Raw genomic sequence first — 18582 nt, 5'->3', positions numbered from 1 at the left:
CAGTGATCACGTTTTTATATTATAAATGCACCGTTACCGACATAAAAACAAGCGTCAGATCGATTCAGCAAATCACATCACTGCCGCAGAAAATAAAAAAACCCGCCATGCGGTTTTTTTTATGATGTTTAGATTGCGCGTGAAAATGCTTCAATCCATTCACGGGCTGTGAGCTCTGGTTCTGGGTGCGAGGTAGCATCTAGCTCTAAACGCGCCTGTACACGCTGTGCACCCTGCTCATGCAGCAGTGTATCAAATTGCTTACCTGCACCGCAGAAGGTCTCATAGCTGCTATCACCAAGAGCTATCACGCCATACCGCAATTTAGGTTGCCACAATCCGGTATCTTGCATCGCGAGGTATAACGGGGCAATTGTATCGGGCAAATCTCCTTGCCCAGTGGTTGAGGTGACCACCAACACCACGGCTTCCAAGTATTGTTGCCAGTCTTCGAGCGACCCTTCTTCATAGATATTCGCATCGTGTCCGGCAACACGTAAAATCCGTTCGGCTTCATCGGCAACCAATTGTGCGTTTCCATACACAGTTCCGACAAAAATCCCCACCCTGGCCATGCAGTTTCCTTTTGTTAGGTATTTCAACTATCCTGCCGTGTTGTATGACGTTGTGCAAGTCGATTACGTCACAGGATCTTACACAGACCAGCCAAATTGTTGCATCAAGTGTTGCCATGTTTCATCCCATGGCGCAGTGATGTGCAATGGCTCACCCGTTACAGGGTGATTGAGCACCAATTCACTGGCATGCAGCATCAAACGGCCAGCACCAAAGTTGGCTTTCAGGGCACGGTTTTGTTTTAAATCACCGTGGCTTGAATCCCCCATAATCGGGTGGCGCAAGTGGGCCATATGGCGGCGCAATTGATGTTTCCGGCCGGTTTCAGGTTTCAGTTCAACCAAACTATAACGTGTGGTTTCATAACGCCCTGCCGGATACGAGGTCTCTACTTTCGCCAGCGCGCGGTAATGCGTAACGGCAGGTTGTGCGGTTCGCTCTTGGCTAGCAAATTTATCGGCGATCTTATCGAGCTCTTCCACCAGTGGATAGTCGAGTACCGCTTCACCTTCAAGATAGCCGCGAACCACCGCATGATAGGTTTTCTTTATCTGCTGCTGTTCAAACATACCGGATAACATGCGGGCGACCTCACTCGACAGTGCCATCAATAAAATACCTGATGTGGGGCGATCAAGGCGATGCACGGTAAAAACATGCTGGCCAATCTGGTTACGTACTGTCTGCATCACAACCACTTTTTCATGACGATCAAGCCAACTACGGTGCACTAACCAGCCAGCCGGTTTATTTATCGCGATAATGTGCTCATCCTGATACAAAATCGGTAAAGTCAGGGCAGGATCAATCGGCGTATTAAGGGCATTATTGTCATCAAATTCTGATGAGATCACACTGTCAGGCAAATCGGTCGACATTAATGGGTGAAACAGGGCAGACTCAGGCATTAGGCTTCTCGTGTAAACAGGCTATCAAGCTCTTGTAATGGAGCAAGTAACAAAGATATCTGTGGGTGTGTTTTTAACGCTTCTTCTACATAAGGCGCAATAGAAAAACGGGTCGGCAGTGGGGCTTTAGCATCAAGCAATGCTTGCATTCGCGGTAAAAACACCCATTGTAACCACTGCTCAGCTGACATGGTATCAATACTAAAAGGCTCTGTACTTTCAAAAGCAGCCGCCTCAGGTGGCATCGCTTGCCATAAATTCAGCGTAACCAGTGCTTGCTGAATATTATCTAATAATAAAAAGGTATGTTGATACTGATCCATCATTATCCCTAAATTAAAAAGTGGCATTTAAGCATATCACCGAACGGTTATCCTCCCTATAATTTAGCCTTTAATGTTAACTTGCCTGAGCAGATACTTTTTCATGACAGCTGCACTGACCGAACTACTGACCTTTGCCGATGTGAATGCAACCTTTTACGATTTAGGTCGCCGCCCCCATTTGCTCGCTTTACCTACTTTTTCACTACTCGAACGCCAGTTACGGCCCTATCCTTACCCACTGCGTGGGCAAGCAAAATTGGCGCTAGTCTGTACACCCCCAGCCCCACTTTCTCTATCTTGTGATATGACAGAAAACGTGTCTTCTACCCTTCCTATTACAGAGCCTTGTATCTGGTTTTTAACGCTCTCACTTGATGAGCAAGGCATGCTAATTCCTGAAGAGTGCGCCCGTTTTGCCCGTTTATTGCAACGCACACTGGGAAGCAAATTAGAGAAAACACCCACACTAGAGGATAAAAAAGCCCTCGCAGAACATCCACAGCACTGGCAGCCAACCCCTGAGCGAATGGCAATGTTTCATGCATTATTATCCCAGCATTATCAGCAAGTACCTTCACGCTTTTATCTGCCTGCACAACGTTATCTTTCGGGGGAACTGGGCTGGCAGCAGTGGCAAGATGTGGGGTTGCAGGGGGTAGCTGAGGTGATCACCTTTGATCGTACAGATCAACATCAGAATGTGCTATGCCAGGCTATCCATGCGATGCCAAGCATTCCACTGCACGCCTTATGTCTGTGTCTTGAACAAACTGAAATCAGTACTGAGGTTGCCAACACACTGTTTGCACGTTTAACACACAGTGTCGCACAAGACGATCAATTACTGCTCCTACGGGCATTAGCATATGCTCCCGATTCTGATGAGCAACAAGCCTTTATTTTACAACAATTACAACAAGATAACCCAGATGCATGGCTGATTGTATTAACTGCCCGTTTACCACATAGATTGAGCTCTTTAGCACTACTCATACCTTATCTACATGCGCTAGGAAACTCCGCACTGTTTGAACAACTTTATCCTGAAGTCATTACCCAGCCCTTGTTACGAAAGCAGATTTTTACGCTGTTACAGCAAAAAAATGCGCCTGAATCACTGGTTAATGCACTCACTAAATTACATAAAAAACTGCACTGATCTCAAGTGCTACAACAAAGATAATGTGTTATCAAAGAACATTGAGCTCCCCAGAGCAAGAGAAACCGTATCAAAAAGCGCAATAAAAAACAGAGAAGGGATAGAGATAAAGGCAACCTAGACCATCTGGCTGCAATACTGAAAACGCACAATAGAGAAAGGGATACCGTTTCCGGCATCCCTTTCTGGTCTTGCTACAGCTTATCCTGCTGCACAGGTGCTCCCTGCATCACTCCGTGATAAGCATCAAATCCGTTGATGTGTTCCTTAAGATCCCGCATCCGTGGGGCTGTCCTTTACGCTATCCTCGCGTATCATCCTTAGCCATCCGTGTGCGAACAGACATCATGTCTGATACCCGTCTCCGTCCTGGAGGTGTCCTTAAGCTTCATCCTAAAGCGTCCACTTCCTCATCCTGAGGCAGTATCCTAAACTTCATCCTGAAGTGTATCCTTGCATCGTCCTTAATCGCTCACATCCTGTCAGCGCACCTGCATCCTTACAGGGGATCCCTTTATTTCTCTTCCTGAGAAAGCCTGTTTTCCTAAAGACTATCGAATCCGTTTCGATGGAGTAATCATACTCGTTTACCAACACAGCTCAATGCACTTATCACAAAATGAAAATAAACATTTCAGAATGTTTCTTACTGTTTTTTTCATAACCATATGATTTTCAAAGCAATAATAAGATAACCATTTGGAGGTACTCACGACATTTATAGGGATATTCCCACACTCTTTGTAAGAAATATCCTACAAAAAAGTGAGAGATCGACCATTTTAAAAATGAAAGTTACCGGTAACTTGTCAAGTTAAAAAAATGCCACATGAGGATTTTAAAGCACATACAGCACAAAATGCTTATTTGATGTCAGTTTGTACGATAAATATAGTGTACCTGGACGGTATTTTAATGGTGGAGATAAAATGAACAGGCTGTATAACATTAAGAAACATAACATCTGTTATGAATAGGTATTATGCACTGATATTTATCTTTTAGTCATAACGAAAAGAAGAAAATGCAGCATGGCAAAATGGCATACACTATAACGGTGACTAGAAAACGTGACAATAGAAGAAGGGGTATCGTTTTACGATACCCCTTCAGGTCTAGCTACAGCTTATCCTGCTGCAAAGTGTGCTCCCTGCATCACTCCTTGAAACTCACCCCATCCTCGGGTTTGTCCTGTGATCTTCACTCCGTGAAGCTGTCCGTTCGTCATCCTGACGTGTATCCTTTTGCCGTTCCTTGTGCTGCTGTTTACATCCTTATATCAGCTCACTTCTCCGTCCTGGAGGTGTCCTTGACTTCATCCTGAAGCTATCCTAACCCCATCCTGAGGCTTGTTCCCTACGCATCCTCGCGTTATCCGTTGTCATCCTTAACCCATTAGCATCCGGCTAATGGCTTTAGCATTGCTGCTAAATGTTCCTGTAAGACATCCGTTTCTGGTGCATTCATCCTAAATGCTTGATGTGTCATCCTGACACCATCACCGTACTCCTTGGTGGCTTTGTATTGCTACAAATGCCGTGTCCTTTCGACGGGGTTAAGACTACTCCGCTCTTATTTTTCTACAAGGCGTTTTTTGAATTTATATGTGAAATGTATTCGATTTCAATTCCACTCGCTTTAGTTAATTAATTGATTTATATGTATATAATTTTTTATGCAATGAGATGACCACGCAAATACTTTATTTGTTATCTCACAGCATATGTAGGAGATATCTTACATAAAATGCAGGCTATCACTGACACGCCACGCGCTTGGTTTTCATGCATGTCAAACGGCTCTCTACACGCTGTTACGCTGATATGATAAAGATGTCTGATGTATGTAGCTGTAATGCTGTTTATATCCTAATAACGTTGGTTTGTGTGTTTTACAATATGCGTAATCATGTGGTGTATGCTTATGATAAAAAAATATTGTCACACACGTAACTATAATCATGGTGTAAGTTAAGGAAAGAGTGATGGATGAGGTTGTACAGGTTTTACAGCAGTTAAAACGTGAAGGAAAAACACCGTCAATTGCATTAATTAAAGGGCGTTTATCTGTGCCTGTTCCGTTACCTGTAATTGTAAGTCTTTTGGCAAAAGAGAAAGCCAATGTGCGACACGATACTAGATTGTTGCCCGAAAATGTGGAACGTGCGGACTCTGCACTCTCTGTGGCTGAGTTAACTGAGCGAGTTCAAATGCTTGAGCAGCACGTTGCAACATTACAGCGTGCTGTAGCGGAATTGCAGGCTTAAAGTACGGTTATTTGTGGTGTTAACTCAGCCAGAAAATCAGGCAGGTTATTCGCCAAACAAGTGCGTTTTGCTGTGCCGAGGGTTTCAAGCAGTACTTCGCCAGTTATATTGCACAATGAGATGATCTGCATGTCATCATCAGTCAGGGCAAGAAAGAGCGTTGGGCTCTGCTTGAGCCGCCGCTGGGTAACAAGATGACCAATTTGGTTTTCCAGCATGCGGGGAAAGTCATCAGCGTTCCACACTTGCAAAAGTGTCAAGGGGTTTCCCTGCCACTGGGCGGCTATGTCTCCAGCAAATTGAGCAGAGAAGTAGGCATGGGCTTCTGCTCGGATTTGAATATTCAATGCCTGCTCTACAGGGTGCAACGCAGGATTTTTGCTATATATACCGGGCCTAACAGGTTGCCAATAGAGGCTGTTTTCTGCGGTACGTACAATGCAAGGTGAGGCGATACCTAACAAACTCTCACTTTCCGGTAAGGTCTGCTGCTCTACCTGCCAGTGTTGTATGTAGCGGTCAGTAAAGTGTATCAGGGCTTGTGCGCTTTGTAGCGCGCTGATAGTCAGGTTCTCTTGCGTAATATTTTGTGTGTTTGGTTGAGGCATTCTCTTGCTCTGAATTTAGGTTACACTGCTTAAGATTGTAACTGACACAGAGCAGATGTAATGAGTAAATATGATCAAAACCCGGTGCTATCGGCACTGACATTGGGTAAAAAAACCGATTATTGTGATCACTATTCCCCGGAATTATTGCAGGGTGTTCCACGGGCGCTAAACCGTGATGATTTAGCACTCAAAGAGACGCTTCCCTTTCACGGTGAAGATCTCTGGACGCTATATGAGCTCTCCTGGCTTAATTTACACGGTTTACCACAAGTTGCCATTGGTGATGTACGCATTCCGGCAACAAGCCACAATCTGATTGAATCAAAAAGTTTTAAGCTCTATCTCAATAGTTTTAATCAAAGCCAATTTGCAAATTGGGATAGCATTCAAGCAACATTGCAACGCGATTTAAGTGCATGTGCCCAAGCTGAAGTTTCAGTGGTTTTACATCGATTAAGTCAATATGAGGACCAGCAAATAGGTTCATTCGGAGGTGAGTGTATTGATGAGCAAAATATCATCATTGATGGTTATGATTTTAATGCCCACTATTTACAAAATGCTGTTAATCTGCACGATGATGCGGTTATTGAAGAGGTATTAGTGAGCCATGTTCTAAAGTCAAATTGCCTTATTACGCATCAACCTGATTGGGGTTCAGTTAAAATTCATTATCGAGGGAAAAAAATTGATCGTGAAAAACTATTACGCTATTTAATCTCTTTTCGCCATCATAATGAATTTCATGAACAGTGTGTTGAACGTATATTTACTGATATTCAACATTTCTGTGCACCTGAATGCCTAACGGTGTTTGCCCGTTATACCCGCCGTGGTGGATTAGATATCAATCCATTCCGTTCTAATTGGGAAATGCCTTCATCTTTTAATATTCGTTTGCCTCGTCAATAATACGTTAAATTCTTTGCGGCATACTTGGTTTCATGTGCCGCATACGTTACACTGCAAGTATTAATTCCCAAAGCGAAAATATTAACAATAATAGAATGAAATGATTTTAATACGCTGCCTTCTCATTTTTTCATTATACTTTGTGCAGCTTTCGGTAGCTCATGCCATTGTGCTAACAGAAATTCCGTTTGAAAAACCAGATAAAGCATTACTGGATATTGAGCAGTTATTAAAAACACAGCCTTTAGTTGCTATTGCTCGTATTAATCAATATATCAACAAACCTTATAGTAATTTATCGACAAGTACGACAGCTCGCAACCTAAATACTCAATATGTGAAACAACATCAGCAAAATATTTTATATTCTTGCTTACTAAAAGGTGTGGCCCTTGCTAAATTAGGGGATAATAAACAAGCTATTGAAACACTCAATAATGTGATTTCTCGCACAAAGAATCCATCATATAATATTATTTATGCTGATGCTCAGTTAACTAAGTCTGAATTAATTTGGCAAGTTACACGTGATAAAGATCAAATATTATTAGCGTTACAAAAATTTGCCGCACAGCCTGGATTACTGAACTCTTCAACCGATATCACAGTGCGCTATCATCTACTACAAGCCAAAATAGCACTGCATGATTGGCAATTACAAACACCTAACCACAGTGCTCTGTACTCTGCTAAAAAAGCACTATTGTGCGCACAAAAACACCTGCCGCTGATGAAGTATCCATCATCGCGAATCAATTACTACCTATTAGCCAGTCAGTTACAGTTATTTGAGCAAAAACGTGATTTAGCGCAAGAGAGTTTAATGACGGCTTTAAGCCTTGCAACAGAGTTCGACCAACCTGCTCTTTTAGCTGCCACACAACTGCAATTAGCTCAATTTTATTTCACATTTGGCAGCTACTCTTTAGCTCTTGATTATGCCAATCAAGCAGCCAATTTTTATCAAACGACACAAGATAAAGCCCCATTAGCAGCCACATTAAAGTTGATAGGCCATATTCATCGGATGGAGAACCGATTAAATTTAGCGTTGGTCAATTACCTCAATGCGCTGGATATAGAAAATTCTCTGCCCAACGGGAATAAACTGATCAGTATTAAAATCGGCATTGGCTATATCTATCTAAACACGAATGAATTGTTAAAAGCAGAAGAGTACATTAAGCAAGCTGAGCGAAATTTAAGCGAAGATAAAAATTCACATGGATTTTATCCTGCGTTTTTTTTGCTCAAAGGTGATTGGTTATTACACTCAGGAAATACTGACGATGCTTTAAAATTAATCAAAAAAGCAATGGCTACCATTCCTGAATCAGAGCTCACCACGCGCTTATATGCTTATGATTTACTCATTAATGCATATCAGAAAAAAAACCTGTATAAACAAGAGAACCTTTATTTATATCAAAAAATTGCGCTGTTACGCCAAATTCAAAAGCAGCATCTGTTTCTTAATACGGAAACACGTGAACAACGTGAGAAGTTAGTCACTAAAATCAACACTGAACAACTACTCAATGCCAACTATCACGCAATAAATGCACAAAAAGAGGAAATACAAAAATTTAATCGAGTACTCTTGTGTATTATTTTAGTGCTATTGGGTATTACGTGTTATTTCTTGATATTAACGCCTACTCTGCGTAAAAAACTCAGGCAAGTGCGCAAAAGCCACTATTTACACCCACGCAGTGAGTTACCTAATTTGCGCAGTATGCATGCGCGTATGCCTAAAAAATTACAGCGCACCTTGATGCTATGCGAGCAAGCAATGGCCATACAAGCGGCTGATGCATCAGTTCAAATTGCACACACAGATCCCTTTGCGGCGCTGCGTTTAAACGTGGCATTTATCCATTTACACTGGTTGTCTGAACTTCATCAAAATTTTGATATTAATTTTACTGAATCGAGCAAAATAGAGGCCGCTCTTGGGCTGTATCTTCGCCAAACGCTTGGTCATAATGGAACGTTATTCCAGATAAGAGATGGCACTTTTTTGTATTTTCAACCGCAGTGCCATGAGCAAGGTGGGGTTGAGCCAGAGAAGTTTGGTGAGAAAATATTAACTGTTTTCCAACAGTTTTCTGGATATAACGCTCCAACAGGCAGTATCAGCATTGGGGCATGCCAATACCCTTTCCTACCACGGGCAACAGCAGGGGTAAACCTTTCACAGTTACTCAATATTTTGCAACTAGCACAGTGTACTGCCAACGATCTCAATCAGCGTAGCCAGCAAGATAATTGGGTTTTTCTTATGCCAATTCAACGGGCTACACCAGCGTGTTTTCAGGGCAATTTACATGCAACATGCATTGATGCTATTCGACGTGGATTGGTTAAAGTTTGGCATTCACAAACGGAATACCCCATTAATTGGGCTGCCATTGAGCAATTCACGTCTCAAATAGTAGCCAAAGAAACACCAAAATAATCTGTTGATCAGCAATAAAACTCTCTTTTTACAGTACTTTTTACACAAATAATATAAAGCTCATTATGTTGTTTATAGAATCAACATTTATAGGATCACGTAATGGATAACGTCAATGGATAGCAACGTTGATTTGCGACGACAACTTACTCAACTTGAAGAGAATTATCAGCAATTATCAAGTAAACAAACGCGTGAAAGCGAGTTATTGCGGCGCGTGCTTGGGCGTGTGACTCAATCTTTAGAGGGCGCAGATAGCGAGCTCGATCGTATTTTGGTTGATATTCGTATTGATCTTGATCGCGCTAAAGAAACCTCACTGATGATCCCGCGTCTGGCACTGCTTGAACGGCTTGCATTTAAATTCAGTCAACAGCGTATTGCACAGCAGCAGCGGCTCAATGACAATTTAGTACAAGCCGCTGAGTGCCTGAAAACAACGGCGATTCTCTCACCACAATTACGCCAAGATGCAGTGTTACAATTAAGCCACCAGCATACTCCCGACTTAATGTTGCGCACTGAGCGTATCTTGCACTTATTTAGCCGAGCTGTGCGAATGTTAGCGGCACTCGGTGAGCAACACACTGAACAACTTTCATGTGCCACATTGACACTTGATATCCAGCAAAAAGTCTCTGATGAGCTACAACACTTGATCTCTGAACTCGATTTTGATGCAGAGGCGGGTCAACGGCTACTGGAGATCAGAAATCATCTGCTTATTGGCACAGATATAACGCAACTGATTCAATATAGCTTTGAAATTATTGAGCTAATATTACAAGGCACACGCAGCGAAAGGCGTAGCTCACACCGTTTTCTGACCAGTTTGAATGATGATCTTGGTCTGTTACATCACAGTATGAATAAATCGGTTGAACATGCTTATCTTGATCACCACCATATGCAGCACCTTAATCAAGAGATGCAAAACACTCTCAATACGCTCGAACAACCAGAAACACTTTCAGGTAGCCAAATTCAGCAAACCGTGCAGACACTGCTGCAACAAACACAGCAGCATCAGCAACTTTGCCAGCAAATGCATGCCACCATTGAGCGTATCCAAAGTAATGAAAATGTACTCTGCACCATTCTTGAACAGACTACCGATTACCGAAATCGCTTACTTGATCAGCAACACCGGCTGTTTTTAGATCACTTGACCAAAGTGTATAACCGCGCAGCACTGCAAGAACGGCAAGATCTCGAATACAAACGCTGGCAACGTTATCGGCAACCTTTATGGTTTGTTATGGTTGATCTTGATTGTTTTAAAACACTCAATGATACCTATGGCCATTTAGCCGGGGATAAAGCACTAAAAATTATCGCCCGCGCCATTCAGCAATCACTGCGTGAAACTGATTTTATCGCCCGTTACGGTGGGGAAGAGTTTGCACTGATTATTGCTGACTACACAGAGGCTGAGATCACTCTGAAACTTGAAGAGATCCGGCAGAAAATTCAGCACTTACCGTTCAAATTCCGTGATGATAACGTAACTATTACGGTATCGCTCGGTGTTAGCTGTTTACAAGATGCCGACAGCATTAATACCTGGGTTGAACGTGCTGATAAAGCACTTTATCAGGCAAAAAATCAAGGTAGAAATCAAATCTTCATATTTTGAGAGTTGGCATATGCGCCTTAGCGCGTTAACGTGTAACACACGGGTGGGTTAAGTTATTACCACCAAACGCACGATCAGCCTGCATTTCGGCCTCAACAAGCCAACAGTACACTGCGATCGTTGTTATTTGAAAGGAGTCACTTTGATTACACATCTCAACCCCATTGGCGCTATGGATCAGCTCTCACAACTCGAAGTTGATATGTTAAAGCGCACTGCCTCAAGTGAGCTGTATCAAATCTATCGCAACTGTTCACTGGCGGTATTAAATTCCGGCAGCCACACAGATAACAGTCAGGATTTACTGCAAAAACATCACGATTTTGACATTAACGTGGTTCGCCGTGAGCGTGGTGTAAAACTTGAACTGATCAATCCACCGGAAACTGCATTTGTTGATGGAAAGATAATCCGTGGCTTGCACGAACATTTGTTTGCTGTACTGCGTGATATTTTGTTCGTTAACGCTCAACTTAATTCACACATTACCCAACTCAATCTGCACGACTCCACCCACATCACCAATTTTGTGTTTGCGCTGCTGCGTAATGCCAAACTGCTGCATACCGGTGAATACCCAAACACTGTGGTCTGCTGGGGCGGGCACTCCATTAACGAAAAAGAGTATCTGTATGGCCGTTTAGTCGGTCACGAACTGGGTCTGCGTGATCTGAACATCTGTACTGGCTGTGGCCCTGGTGCTATGGAAGCACCAATGAAAGGTGCAGCGGTTGGCCATGCCAAACAACGCATCAAAACCGGCCGTTTTCTGGGCATTACCGAGCCTTCCATCATCGCCGCTGAGCCACCAAACCCACTGGTTACTGAGCTGACTATCATGCCGGATATTGAAAAGCGCCTCGAAGCGTTTGTGCGCATGGCACACGGCATTATTATCTTCCCTGGTGGTGTGGGTACAGCCGAAGAGCTGTTATATATTTTAGGGATAATGATAAACCCAGAGAACAGCCACCAGCCGATGCCGATAGTCTTAACTGGCCCGAAAGAGAGCGAAAGCTACTTCCAATCTCTGCACGAATTTATCGGCGCAACCCTTGGTGCTGATGCGCAATCACGCTATCAGATAGTCATTGATGATCCGGTTAAAGTGGCGCAGATCATGAAAGAGGGCATGACCGCCGTTAAAGAACACCGCATGGAAACTGGCGATGCCTACAGCTTTAACTGGTCACTAAAAATTGAACCCGCTTTCCAGCAGCCGTTTGAACCGACACATATCAACATGAGTCAGCTCAACTTGCACCTTGATCAACCGGCTGAAGCACTGGCCGCAAACCTGCGTCAGGCGTTCTCCGGCATTGTTGCGGGTAACGTCAAAGAGAAAGGATTGCAGGCCATTGCCGCACATGGCCCGTACCAGATTGACGGTGATAAAGCCCTGATGCGCCGGATGGATAAACTGCTAGAAAGCTTTGTTCAGCAGCACCGGATGAAACTACCGGGCTCTACTGCCTACGCTCCGTGCTATGAAATCATCACCTGATATTCTGCCGACGTAATTTGCGCTCACCGCGCGAGCTCAGTACCATCGGATATTATTCCTGATCCGATGGTACTTTTTCATGGCGATTCACTTACTGGTCGTTGATGCGCTCAATCTCATCCGGCGTATTCATGCCGTACACGACAGCGGCAATAAACCGGTCGATATGCCGCGCTGCATCGAACAGTGTAACAGTGCCCTCAGCACCCTCTTGCAACACACTCAGCCAACACATGCAGTGGCCGTATTTGACTCTCCAGAGCGGCTCAGCGGCTGGCGACATCAGCTATTGCCAACCTATAAGCAGGGGCGATCACCGATGCCTGATGCACTGGCCGCCGCACTTAGCCAATTTCAAGATGCCTTTGCGCAGCACAATGTCAGTTCACTGACTGCACACGATAATGAAGCCGATGATCTGGCCGCCACACTCGCATGCCAAATAAGCGCACGCGGCCATCAGGCCACTATCGTCTCAACCGACAAGGGCTACTGCCAGTTGCTTGCGCCGACTCTGCAAATTCGCGACTACTTTCAAAAACGCTGGTTAGATGCCCCGTTTGTCGCGCAAGAGTTTGGTGTTAGCCCTGCACAGCTCCCCGATTACTGGGGGTTAGCCGGTATCAGCAGCAGTAAAATTCCAGGTATTCCTGGTGTTGGGGGGAAAACGGCGGCAGCTCTGCTGCAACGTTATGGCTCGCTAGATACCGTATTGCTCGCAACCGATCACCCGCCTGCGCTGCTTAAAAAAATACAACAACATGCGGAGCTGGCACAGTTAAGTCGCAAAATTGCTACATTGCAACAAGACTTACCCTTAGGGATAAATCTACAACAGCTACGGTGCTAACCCCTCTTACGGTATAAAACGCATCAATATCATCACTGGCAGCAACGCCTACTGCGTCAATGTGCACCACACATAACACGGCAAATAAACCTACACATAAAAAAATCCTGCGGCACGAATGCGGCAGGATTTTTATCACAGAAGATCTATTTCATAGCATCTCTGTATTACATCAGATTACACCGAGCACCTATGACCGACACCGCGCTTATTCATCATCACGGTAGCTGCGGTAGGCATTCGCTTTCGGGCTGACAGCAACCCACATACGACGAACATGCACGGTCACTTCCTCACGATCATGGTACAGCTGTTTGGCTGCAATCTGCACATTCACACCCTTATCTTTGAGTGCCAAGTGCAGTTTTTCCAGAATGTGATTAACCTCTTCGTAGCGTTTTTTCATTGGCAGTTTAAGGTTGAAAATCGCTTCACGACACCAACCGTTAACCAGCCATTCTGTCATGCGGGCAGCAACTTTGGCTGGTTTTTCAACCATATCACACACCAGCCACGCAATATTCTGGCGTGGTGGCTCGAATTTAAAGCCATCCTCGCAAATATGGGTCACTTGGCCGGTCATCATCAGACTCTCTGCCATCGGGCCATTATCTACTGCGTAGACAAACATACTGCGTTTTACTAGCTGGTAAGTCCAACCACCTGGGCATGCACCCAGATCTACCGCCCACATACCTGAGCCTAAACGCTCATCCCACTCATCATGTGGGATAAACAGATGAAACGCCTCTTCTAATTTAAGCGTAGAACGGCTTGGTGCATCAGAAGGGAATTTCAGACGTGGAATACCCATGTAGAACGGCGAGTTATTATTGCTGTACGAGTACCCAACATAACAGCAACCCGGCGCAATAAAGAACACATGCAACACAGGGCGATAAGGGTTCTCTTTCGGCAGTAAAATACCGGCATTGCGCAATGCACTGCGTAACGGCACCGAGAATTTACGACAGAACTTGGTCAGCTCTTTCGCTTCATTGGTGTCAGGCACTTCAACACGCAGCTCGCCTGGCCCGTCAATCACATTGGTCAGCATGCCCACAATCGGGGTGATCCGATCTTCCGCCGGCAGATTTTTCAGCAACTCACCGACTACCAAGATCTGGCGGGCAAAAATCAGCTCTTTAAACGGGACAAGCTGCGCTAATTTATCTGCATCTTCATACTGATAGCATTCAAACAGCACATAACCACTGTTATCTTTCACACGTGGGAAACCGTATACCCCGTGTTGTGCTGCTTTATCGGTAATCTCTGCCGCACACTCTTTTTCAAAGCCTGGACGACAATACAGCGCCAGTTTATTCATGCGCGGTTCTCCTCAAACGTAATAGACCAGTGAACAGTGTCAGCCAACCGGCCAGAAAACTCACGCCCCCAAGCGGGGTTACCCACACCAGCATGGATAGCTGAGTGAGTGCGTAGCCATATAAACTGCCACTGAATAATAAAATACCTAATGCAAACAATAATCCGCTGTAAACAAACTGTTTTTGCGCATATTGCAGCGATACAATGCCTGCCGCCAACATAGCGACAGTATGAAACATCTGATAATTCAAGCCGGTTTGGATCAGCGTCATCTGTTCGGGCATCAGCATGCGGCTCAGAATATGCGCACCAAATGCACCGAATGCCACCGTAAAAAAGCCGCTGATCGCGGCCAATGGCAACACCAGATTGCGTAATGTCATATCTCATGACTCCCTGATAGGTTGCAACAAGTCAGCTCATCTCGCATCACTTGCTCTTTTCCTCTGAAATACCGCTCATCAATAGGCGATATTTTCAGGAAAAACGGCTGCGCAGCGTCTCTTGTTCTTGTTGTGCCCGTAGCAGCATCCATTGCCGAAAGGCGGCTATTTTACCCAGTTCTGCCTGGCTGTCATGGCAAACCACATAAAATGCGTTTTTACTCATCAAGAGATCATCAAACGGGCAGACCAAACGCCCTGCTTTCAACTCAGGCTGCGCCAGCACATTATTGGCCAGTGCAACGCCCTGCCCGTGAATCGCTGATTGCAGTACCAGTGCCGTATGGCTAAAAATCGGCCCCTGATTGACATTGATATCCTGCACCCCTAACTGCTTGGTAAACGCTTGCCAGTCGCGGCGCGAGGTATCATGCAGCAGGGTGTAATAACGTAAATCACTCGGTGTCAGTAGCGGGTGTGCTCCGCTCAACAGTGCCGGAGAGCACAGCGGGATCAGGTATTCGTTACAGAGCAAATCAACCCGTAACCCAAACCACTTACCGCGCCCATAATAAATAGCCACATCGACATCATCAGTCAGTGAGCCTTCATCAATATCCACCGCTTTAATCCGCACATCAATATCAGGATGAGCTGCATTAAAGTCAGCCAAGCGCGGAACTAACCATTGTATCGCAAAACTGGCCGGAAGGCTGACAGTCAATGTGCCTTTTGCCGTGCGAGCCAGTAATTTTTCGGTTGCCTCTGATAATGAACTGAAAATTTCTTTCATATCCAGAAAATAGGCTTGCCCCTCTTCTGTCAGCAACAGTGAGCGGTTACGCCGCCGAAATAATTTTAACCCTAAAAACGCTTCTAATCCCTTAATTTGGTGGCTAACTGCCGCCTGAGTTACAAACAGCTCTTCAGCTGCACGGGTAAAGCTTAAGTGGCGCGCCGCTGCTTCAAAAACCTTTAAAGAATTTAGCGGTGGAAGTCGTCTTGACATGACCGTAACAATTCCAAAACATATTAGATATTCTAATGTCCGGCATTATAATTTGTCCGTTGTTGAAGGGCTAGCAAATCCCTATAGTGGCTCGTGCAGGGTAAGCCTAAACGGCAAGTGTTTCTGCGGAAATGCTTTAGGGTTACTGCTTGCAATGTTGTGTTTGCACGTTATCTGGGAGACCAGATAGGTGGCGAAAGCCACTATGTTTCACTTCCTGTACAAATTTTGACCCTATCTGTCAATAGCGAATTCTTTTTCTGCACTGCCTCTGGCGGTGCGTTTTTTTATCTGCTGATTGCCGCATCTCCCTTTCACTTTCCCTGATAAATACGCTTTTGTATGTGTGCCTCTCTCGTACTATAGGTTTTCCCCTAAATAATGTATTGCTATGGGATCAAGGCTAGGCCTGCGGTATTCACAGCAAACTTGCACTCAGCGCCAATTCACGCCAAGATCGCACCGTATTCTCTTTGGTTGACACAATTTCATGCCCATGACTTTTACCTCTTCGCATACTGCATTGTTTGACCCGCTGACCTTTCGCCAGCAATTTCCGGCACTGCTGGATAATGAGGCAGGGATCTACCTCGACAGCACCGCGACCATGCTCAAACCGTATCCGGTTATTGATGCAATCAATGCGTATTACCGCAGCAACAGTGCCACAGTTCACCGCAGCCAGCACACTGCCGCGGCCAATGCAACGCAGGCCTTTGAACAGGCGCGCAGCACATGTGCGGCATTTATCAATGCCAAGAGTGCAAGCAATATTGTCTGGACACGTGGAACAACCGAAGCGATTAACTTAGTAGCACAAGCCTATTTGCGCCCGCGATTACAGGCCGGTGATGAGATTTTGGTCGGCGAGATGGAGCATCATGCCAACCTTGTGCCTTGGCTATTACTGGCCGAACAGACCGGTGCAAAAGTCGTCAAACTGCCGATGACCACGCAACTGCACCTTGATGTGAGCGCGTTACCGACACTACTCAGCCCGCGCACAAAACTGGTGGCAATTGGTATGGTGTCAAATGTGACAGGTAGCCGACAACCCGTTGAGCCAATTATTGCCGCAGCACATGCTGTCGGTGCAGTCGTGATGCTTGATGCAGCCCAAGCCGTGGCGCATGAAATGCTCGATGTGCAAACGCTAAATGCTGATTTCATCGCCTTCTCTGCCCACAAATTATACGGCCCGACCGGTGTAGGTGTTTTGTACGGCAGACCGGAACGGCTGGCCGATATGCAGCCATGGCATGGCGGCGGCAAAATGATCAGTAAGGTGAGTTTTAACGGTGTCACACTGGCCGATATTCCGCAACGCTTTGAAGCCGGTACGCCGAATATTGCCGGTATTTTGGGCTTTGGCGCAGCATTGCAGTGGTGGCAACAGCAAGATTGTGCTGTTGTCGAGCAATATGCCAGCCAATTGGCCGCAGATACCGCCCGCCAGATGCAGCAGATAGCGAATGTCCGGTTGTTCCGGCCATGCAATGCCAGCACAATTATCGCCTTTACGGTAAACGGCGTGCACCACACCGATCTTGCCACGTTACTGGCAGAACAAGGTATCGCCCTACGCGCCGGTGTGCACTGTGCCCAACCGCTGACCGAGGCATTAGGGGTTTCCGGTACGGTACGTATCTCATTTGCCCCTTACAACACCCCGCAAGATGCAGCGCACTTTATGCATGCACTGCGTTATGCGATTGATTTACTGCACGAGGAATAACATGTATCCGCACCCATTTGGCCATGAGATAAGCTGGGATGATCTGCAACAGCGTTTTGAAGCTTGCCGTCTGTGGGAAGATCGCTATCGTCAGCTTATTTTACTGGCACGAAAACTGCCCGCACTGCCTGCAGAAGCCAAAACCGAGCAGATTGCGCTGGCCGGTTGTGAAAACAATGTCTGGCTTGGGCATCAATTACTGGCCGATGGAACGCTGCATTTTTATGCCGACAGTGAAGGCAGAATAGTTAAAGGGTTACTGGCGGTGATCCTGACATTAGTCGAAGGAAAAACACCGGCAGTACTGTTGAAGATTGATTTATCTGCTGCTCTGCAACAGATAGGGGTAGGCGACACGCTCTCAAGCAGCCGCTCTCAGGGGATAGCCGCCATCGCCGCACGCATACAGAGCACGGCGAACGCGCACGTAGTCTAAGACGATATTACGACCCTTTTGGTTCTTTATCGCTACCCTGATCCTGAGTGGCGAACGGATTACCTGCCGCCGCAAACGGATTGCCCGCACCAGCAAAAGGGTTGTTTTGCGGCGAATAAAAGCTGCCTAGTGGCGACATTTTCATTGCCTGCTCTGACATTTGACTCCAAAACTGCATTTGTAGTTTCTGCCAGATAGCCTGATGGTTCTCTGTCAGCTCTGCCAGCTCCTGTGGCGTTAAGTCCAACTCAACCCGTAATTTCATCATCTCACTCCTTGTTTTGATGCACTCTAATACTGCACCACACTCTGGTGCAGTATCAGTAATAATCGGTTGTTGCGGTGGCGATAGCGATAGCGATAGCGATAGCGATAGCGATAGCGATAGCGATAGCGATAGCGATAGCGATAGCGATAGCGATAGCGATAGCGATAGCGATAGCGATAGCGATAGCGATAGCGATAGCGATAGCGATAGCGA

General features: G+C 45.5%; 17 protein-coding genes. 9 read left to right on the top strand and 8 right to left on the bottom strand.

Annotation, left to right across the window (positions count from 1 at the left end):
- Positions 1-128: 128 nt before the first annotated feature.
- The 3 genes from ACRC53_RS07370 to ACRC53_RS07360 all read right to left on the bottom strand — a co-directional run bounded on the left by ACRC53_RS07370 (position 129) and on the right by ACRC53_RS07360 (position 1807).
- Entirely contained in the window at positions 129-575 is a 447-nt protein-coding gene (locus ACRC53_RS07370) for a flavodoxin (RefSeq protein ID WP_438642845.1), read from the bottom strand.
- Between the two features lie 78 nt (positions 576-653).
- Positions 654-1484, bottom strand: coding sequence for a tRNA pseudouridine(65) synthase TruC (gene truC, locus ACRC53_RS07365; RefSeq protein ID WP_438642844.1), 831 nt, complete (start codon positions 1482-1484; stop codon positions 654-656).
- Positions 1484-1807, bottom strand: coding sequence for a YqcC family protein (locus ACRC53_RS07360; RefSeq protein WP_438642895.1), 324 nt, complete (start codon positions 1805-1807; stop codon positions 1484-1486). Before ACRC53_RS07360 ends, truC begins: the two co-directional genes overlap by 1 nt.
- Positions 1808-1910: 103 nt before the next feature.
- On the opposite strand from ACRC53_RS07360, the gene ACRC53_RS07355 reads away from it, so the two are divergent.
- Positions 1911-2969, top strand: a complete 1059-nt coding sequence (locus tag ACRC53_RS07355) for a DUF3549 family protein (protein WP_438642843.1) — start codon at positions 1911-1913, stop codon at positions 2967-2969.
- A 1984-nt stretch (positions 2970-4953) separates the two neighbouring features.
- Positions 4954-5235, top strand: a complete 282-nt coding sequence (locus ACRC53_RS07350) for a hypothetical protein (RefSeq protein WP_438642842.1) — start codon at positions 4954-4956, stop codon at positions 5233-5235.
- Here the strand turns inward: ACRC53_RS07350 and syd are convergent.
- Complete coding sequence (gene syd, locus ACRC53_RS07345) at positions 5232-5843, bottom strand: SecY-interacting protein (RefSeq protein ID WP_438642841.1); 612 nt, start codon at positions 5841-5843, stop codon at positions 5232-5234. The genes ACRC53_RS07350 and syd overlap by 4 nt on opposite strands.
- A 60-nt stretch (positions 5844-5903) precedes the next feature.
- Here syd and queF point away from each other — a divergent pair, with 60 nt between their 5' ends.
- From queF to xni, 5 genes are all read left to right on the top strand, one after another.
- Complete coding sequence (gene queF / locus ACRC53_RS07340) at positions 5904-6758, top strand: NADPH-dependent 7-cyano-7-deazaguanine reductase QueF (RefSeq protein WP_438642840.1); 855 nt, start codon at positions 5904-5906, stop codon at positions 6756-6758.
- Between the two features lie 142 nt (positions 6759-6900).
- Entirely contained in the window at positions 6901-9216 is a 2316-nt protein-coding gene (locus ACRC53_RS07335; RefSeq protein ID WP_438642839.1) for a tetratricopeptide repeat protein, read from the top strand.
- A gap of 115 nt (positions 9217-9331) precedes the next feature.
- Complete coding sequence (locus ACRC53_RS07330) at positions 9332-10852, top strand: diguanylate cyclase (RefSeq protein ID WP_438642838.1); 1521 nt, start codon at positions 9332-9334, stop codon at positions 10850-10852.
- 142 nt (positions 10853-10994) lie between these two features.
- The gene (gene ppnN / locus ACRC53_RS07325) at positions 10995-12356 is read left to right on the top strand and encodes a nucleotide 5'-monophosphate nucleosidase PpnN (RefSeq protein ID WP_438622799.1); all 1362 of its coding nucleotides are present in this window, start codon (positions 10995-10997) and stop codon (positions 12354-12356) included.
- 79 nt (positions 12357-12435) lie between these two features.
- Complete coding sequence (gene xni / locus ACRC53_RS07320; protein ID WP_438622798.1) at positions 12436-13206, top strand: flap endonuclease Xni; 771 nt, start codon at positions 12436-12438, stop codon at positions 13204-13206.
- A 208-nt stretch (positions 13207-13414) separates the two neighbouring features.
- On the opposite strand, the gene rlmM is transcribed toward xni, so the two are convergent.
- The 3 genes from rlmM to ACRC53_RS07305 all read right to left on the bottom strand — a co-directional run bounded on the left by rlmM (position 13415) and on the right by ACRC53_RS07305 (position 15930).
- Positions 13415-14536 carry a 23S rRNA (cytidine(2498)-2'-O)-methyltransferase RlmM gene (gene rlmM, locus ACRC53_RS07315; RefSeq protein ID WP_438642837.1) on the bottom strand — a complete coding sequence of 374 codons (1122 nt, stop codon included), beginning with the start codon at positions 14534-14536 and terminating at the stop codon, positions 13415-13417.
- Entirely contained in the window at positions 14529-14921 is a 393-nt protein-coding gene (locus tag ACRC53_RS07310) for a DUF423 domain-containing protein (protein WP_438622796.1), read from the bottom strand. The genes rlmM and ACRC53_RS07310 overlap by 8 nt, the downstream gene beginning before the upstream one ends.
- 94 nt (positions 14922-15015) lie before the next feature.
- Positions 15016-15930 (bottom strand): transcriptional regulator GcvA, encoded by a 915-nt coding sequence (locus tag ACRC53_RS07305; RefSeq protein ID WP_438642836.1) that lies wholly within the window; start codon positions 15928-15930, stop codon positions 15016-15018.
- A gap of 490 nt (positions 15931-16420) precedes the next feature.
- On the opposite strand from ACRC53_RS07305, the gene csdA reads away from it, so the two are divergent.
- Positions 16421-17665 (top strand): cysteine desulfurase CsdA, encoded by a 1245-nt coding sequence (csdA, locus tag ACRC53_RS07300; protein WP_438642835.1) that lies wholly within the window; start codon positions 16421-16423, stop codon positions 17663-17665.
- A gap of 1 nt (position 17666) precedes the next feature.
- Positions 17667-18101, top strand: a complete 435-nt coding sequence (csdE, locus tag ACRC53_RS07295) for a cysteine desulfurase sulfur acceptor subunit CsdE (RefSeq protein ID WP_438642834.1) — start codon at positions 17667-17669, stop codon at positions 18099-18101.
- A 7-nt stretch (positions 18102-18108) separates the two neighbouring features.
- On the opposite strand, the gene ACRC53_RS07290 is transcribed toward csdE, so the two are convergent.
- Complete coding sequence (locus ACRC53_RS07290) at positions 18109-18369, bottom strand: hypothetical protein (protein WP_438629869.1); 261 nt, start codon at positions 18367-18369, stop codon at positions 18109-18111.
- Positions 18370-18582: the final 213 nt, after the last annotated feature.

The sequence above is a fragment of the Plesiomonas sp. genome, assembly GCF_051652165.1.
Taxonomy (GTDB): domain Bacteria; phylum Pseudomonadota; class Gammaproteobacteria; order Enterobacterales; family CAMTGL01; genus Plesiomonas.
This window is presented reverse-complemented; position numbering and strand designations above follow the sequence as displayed.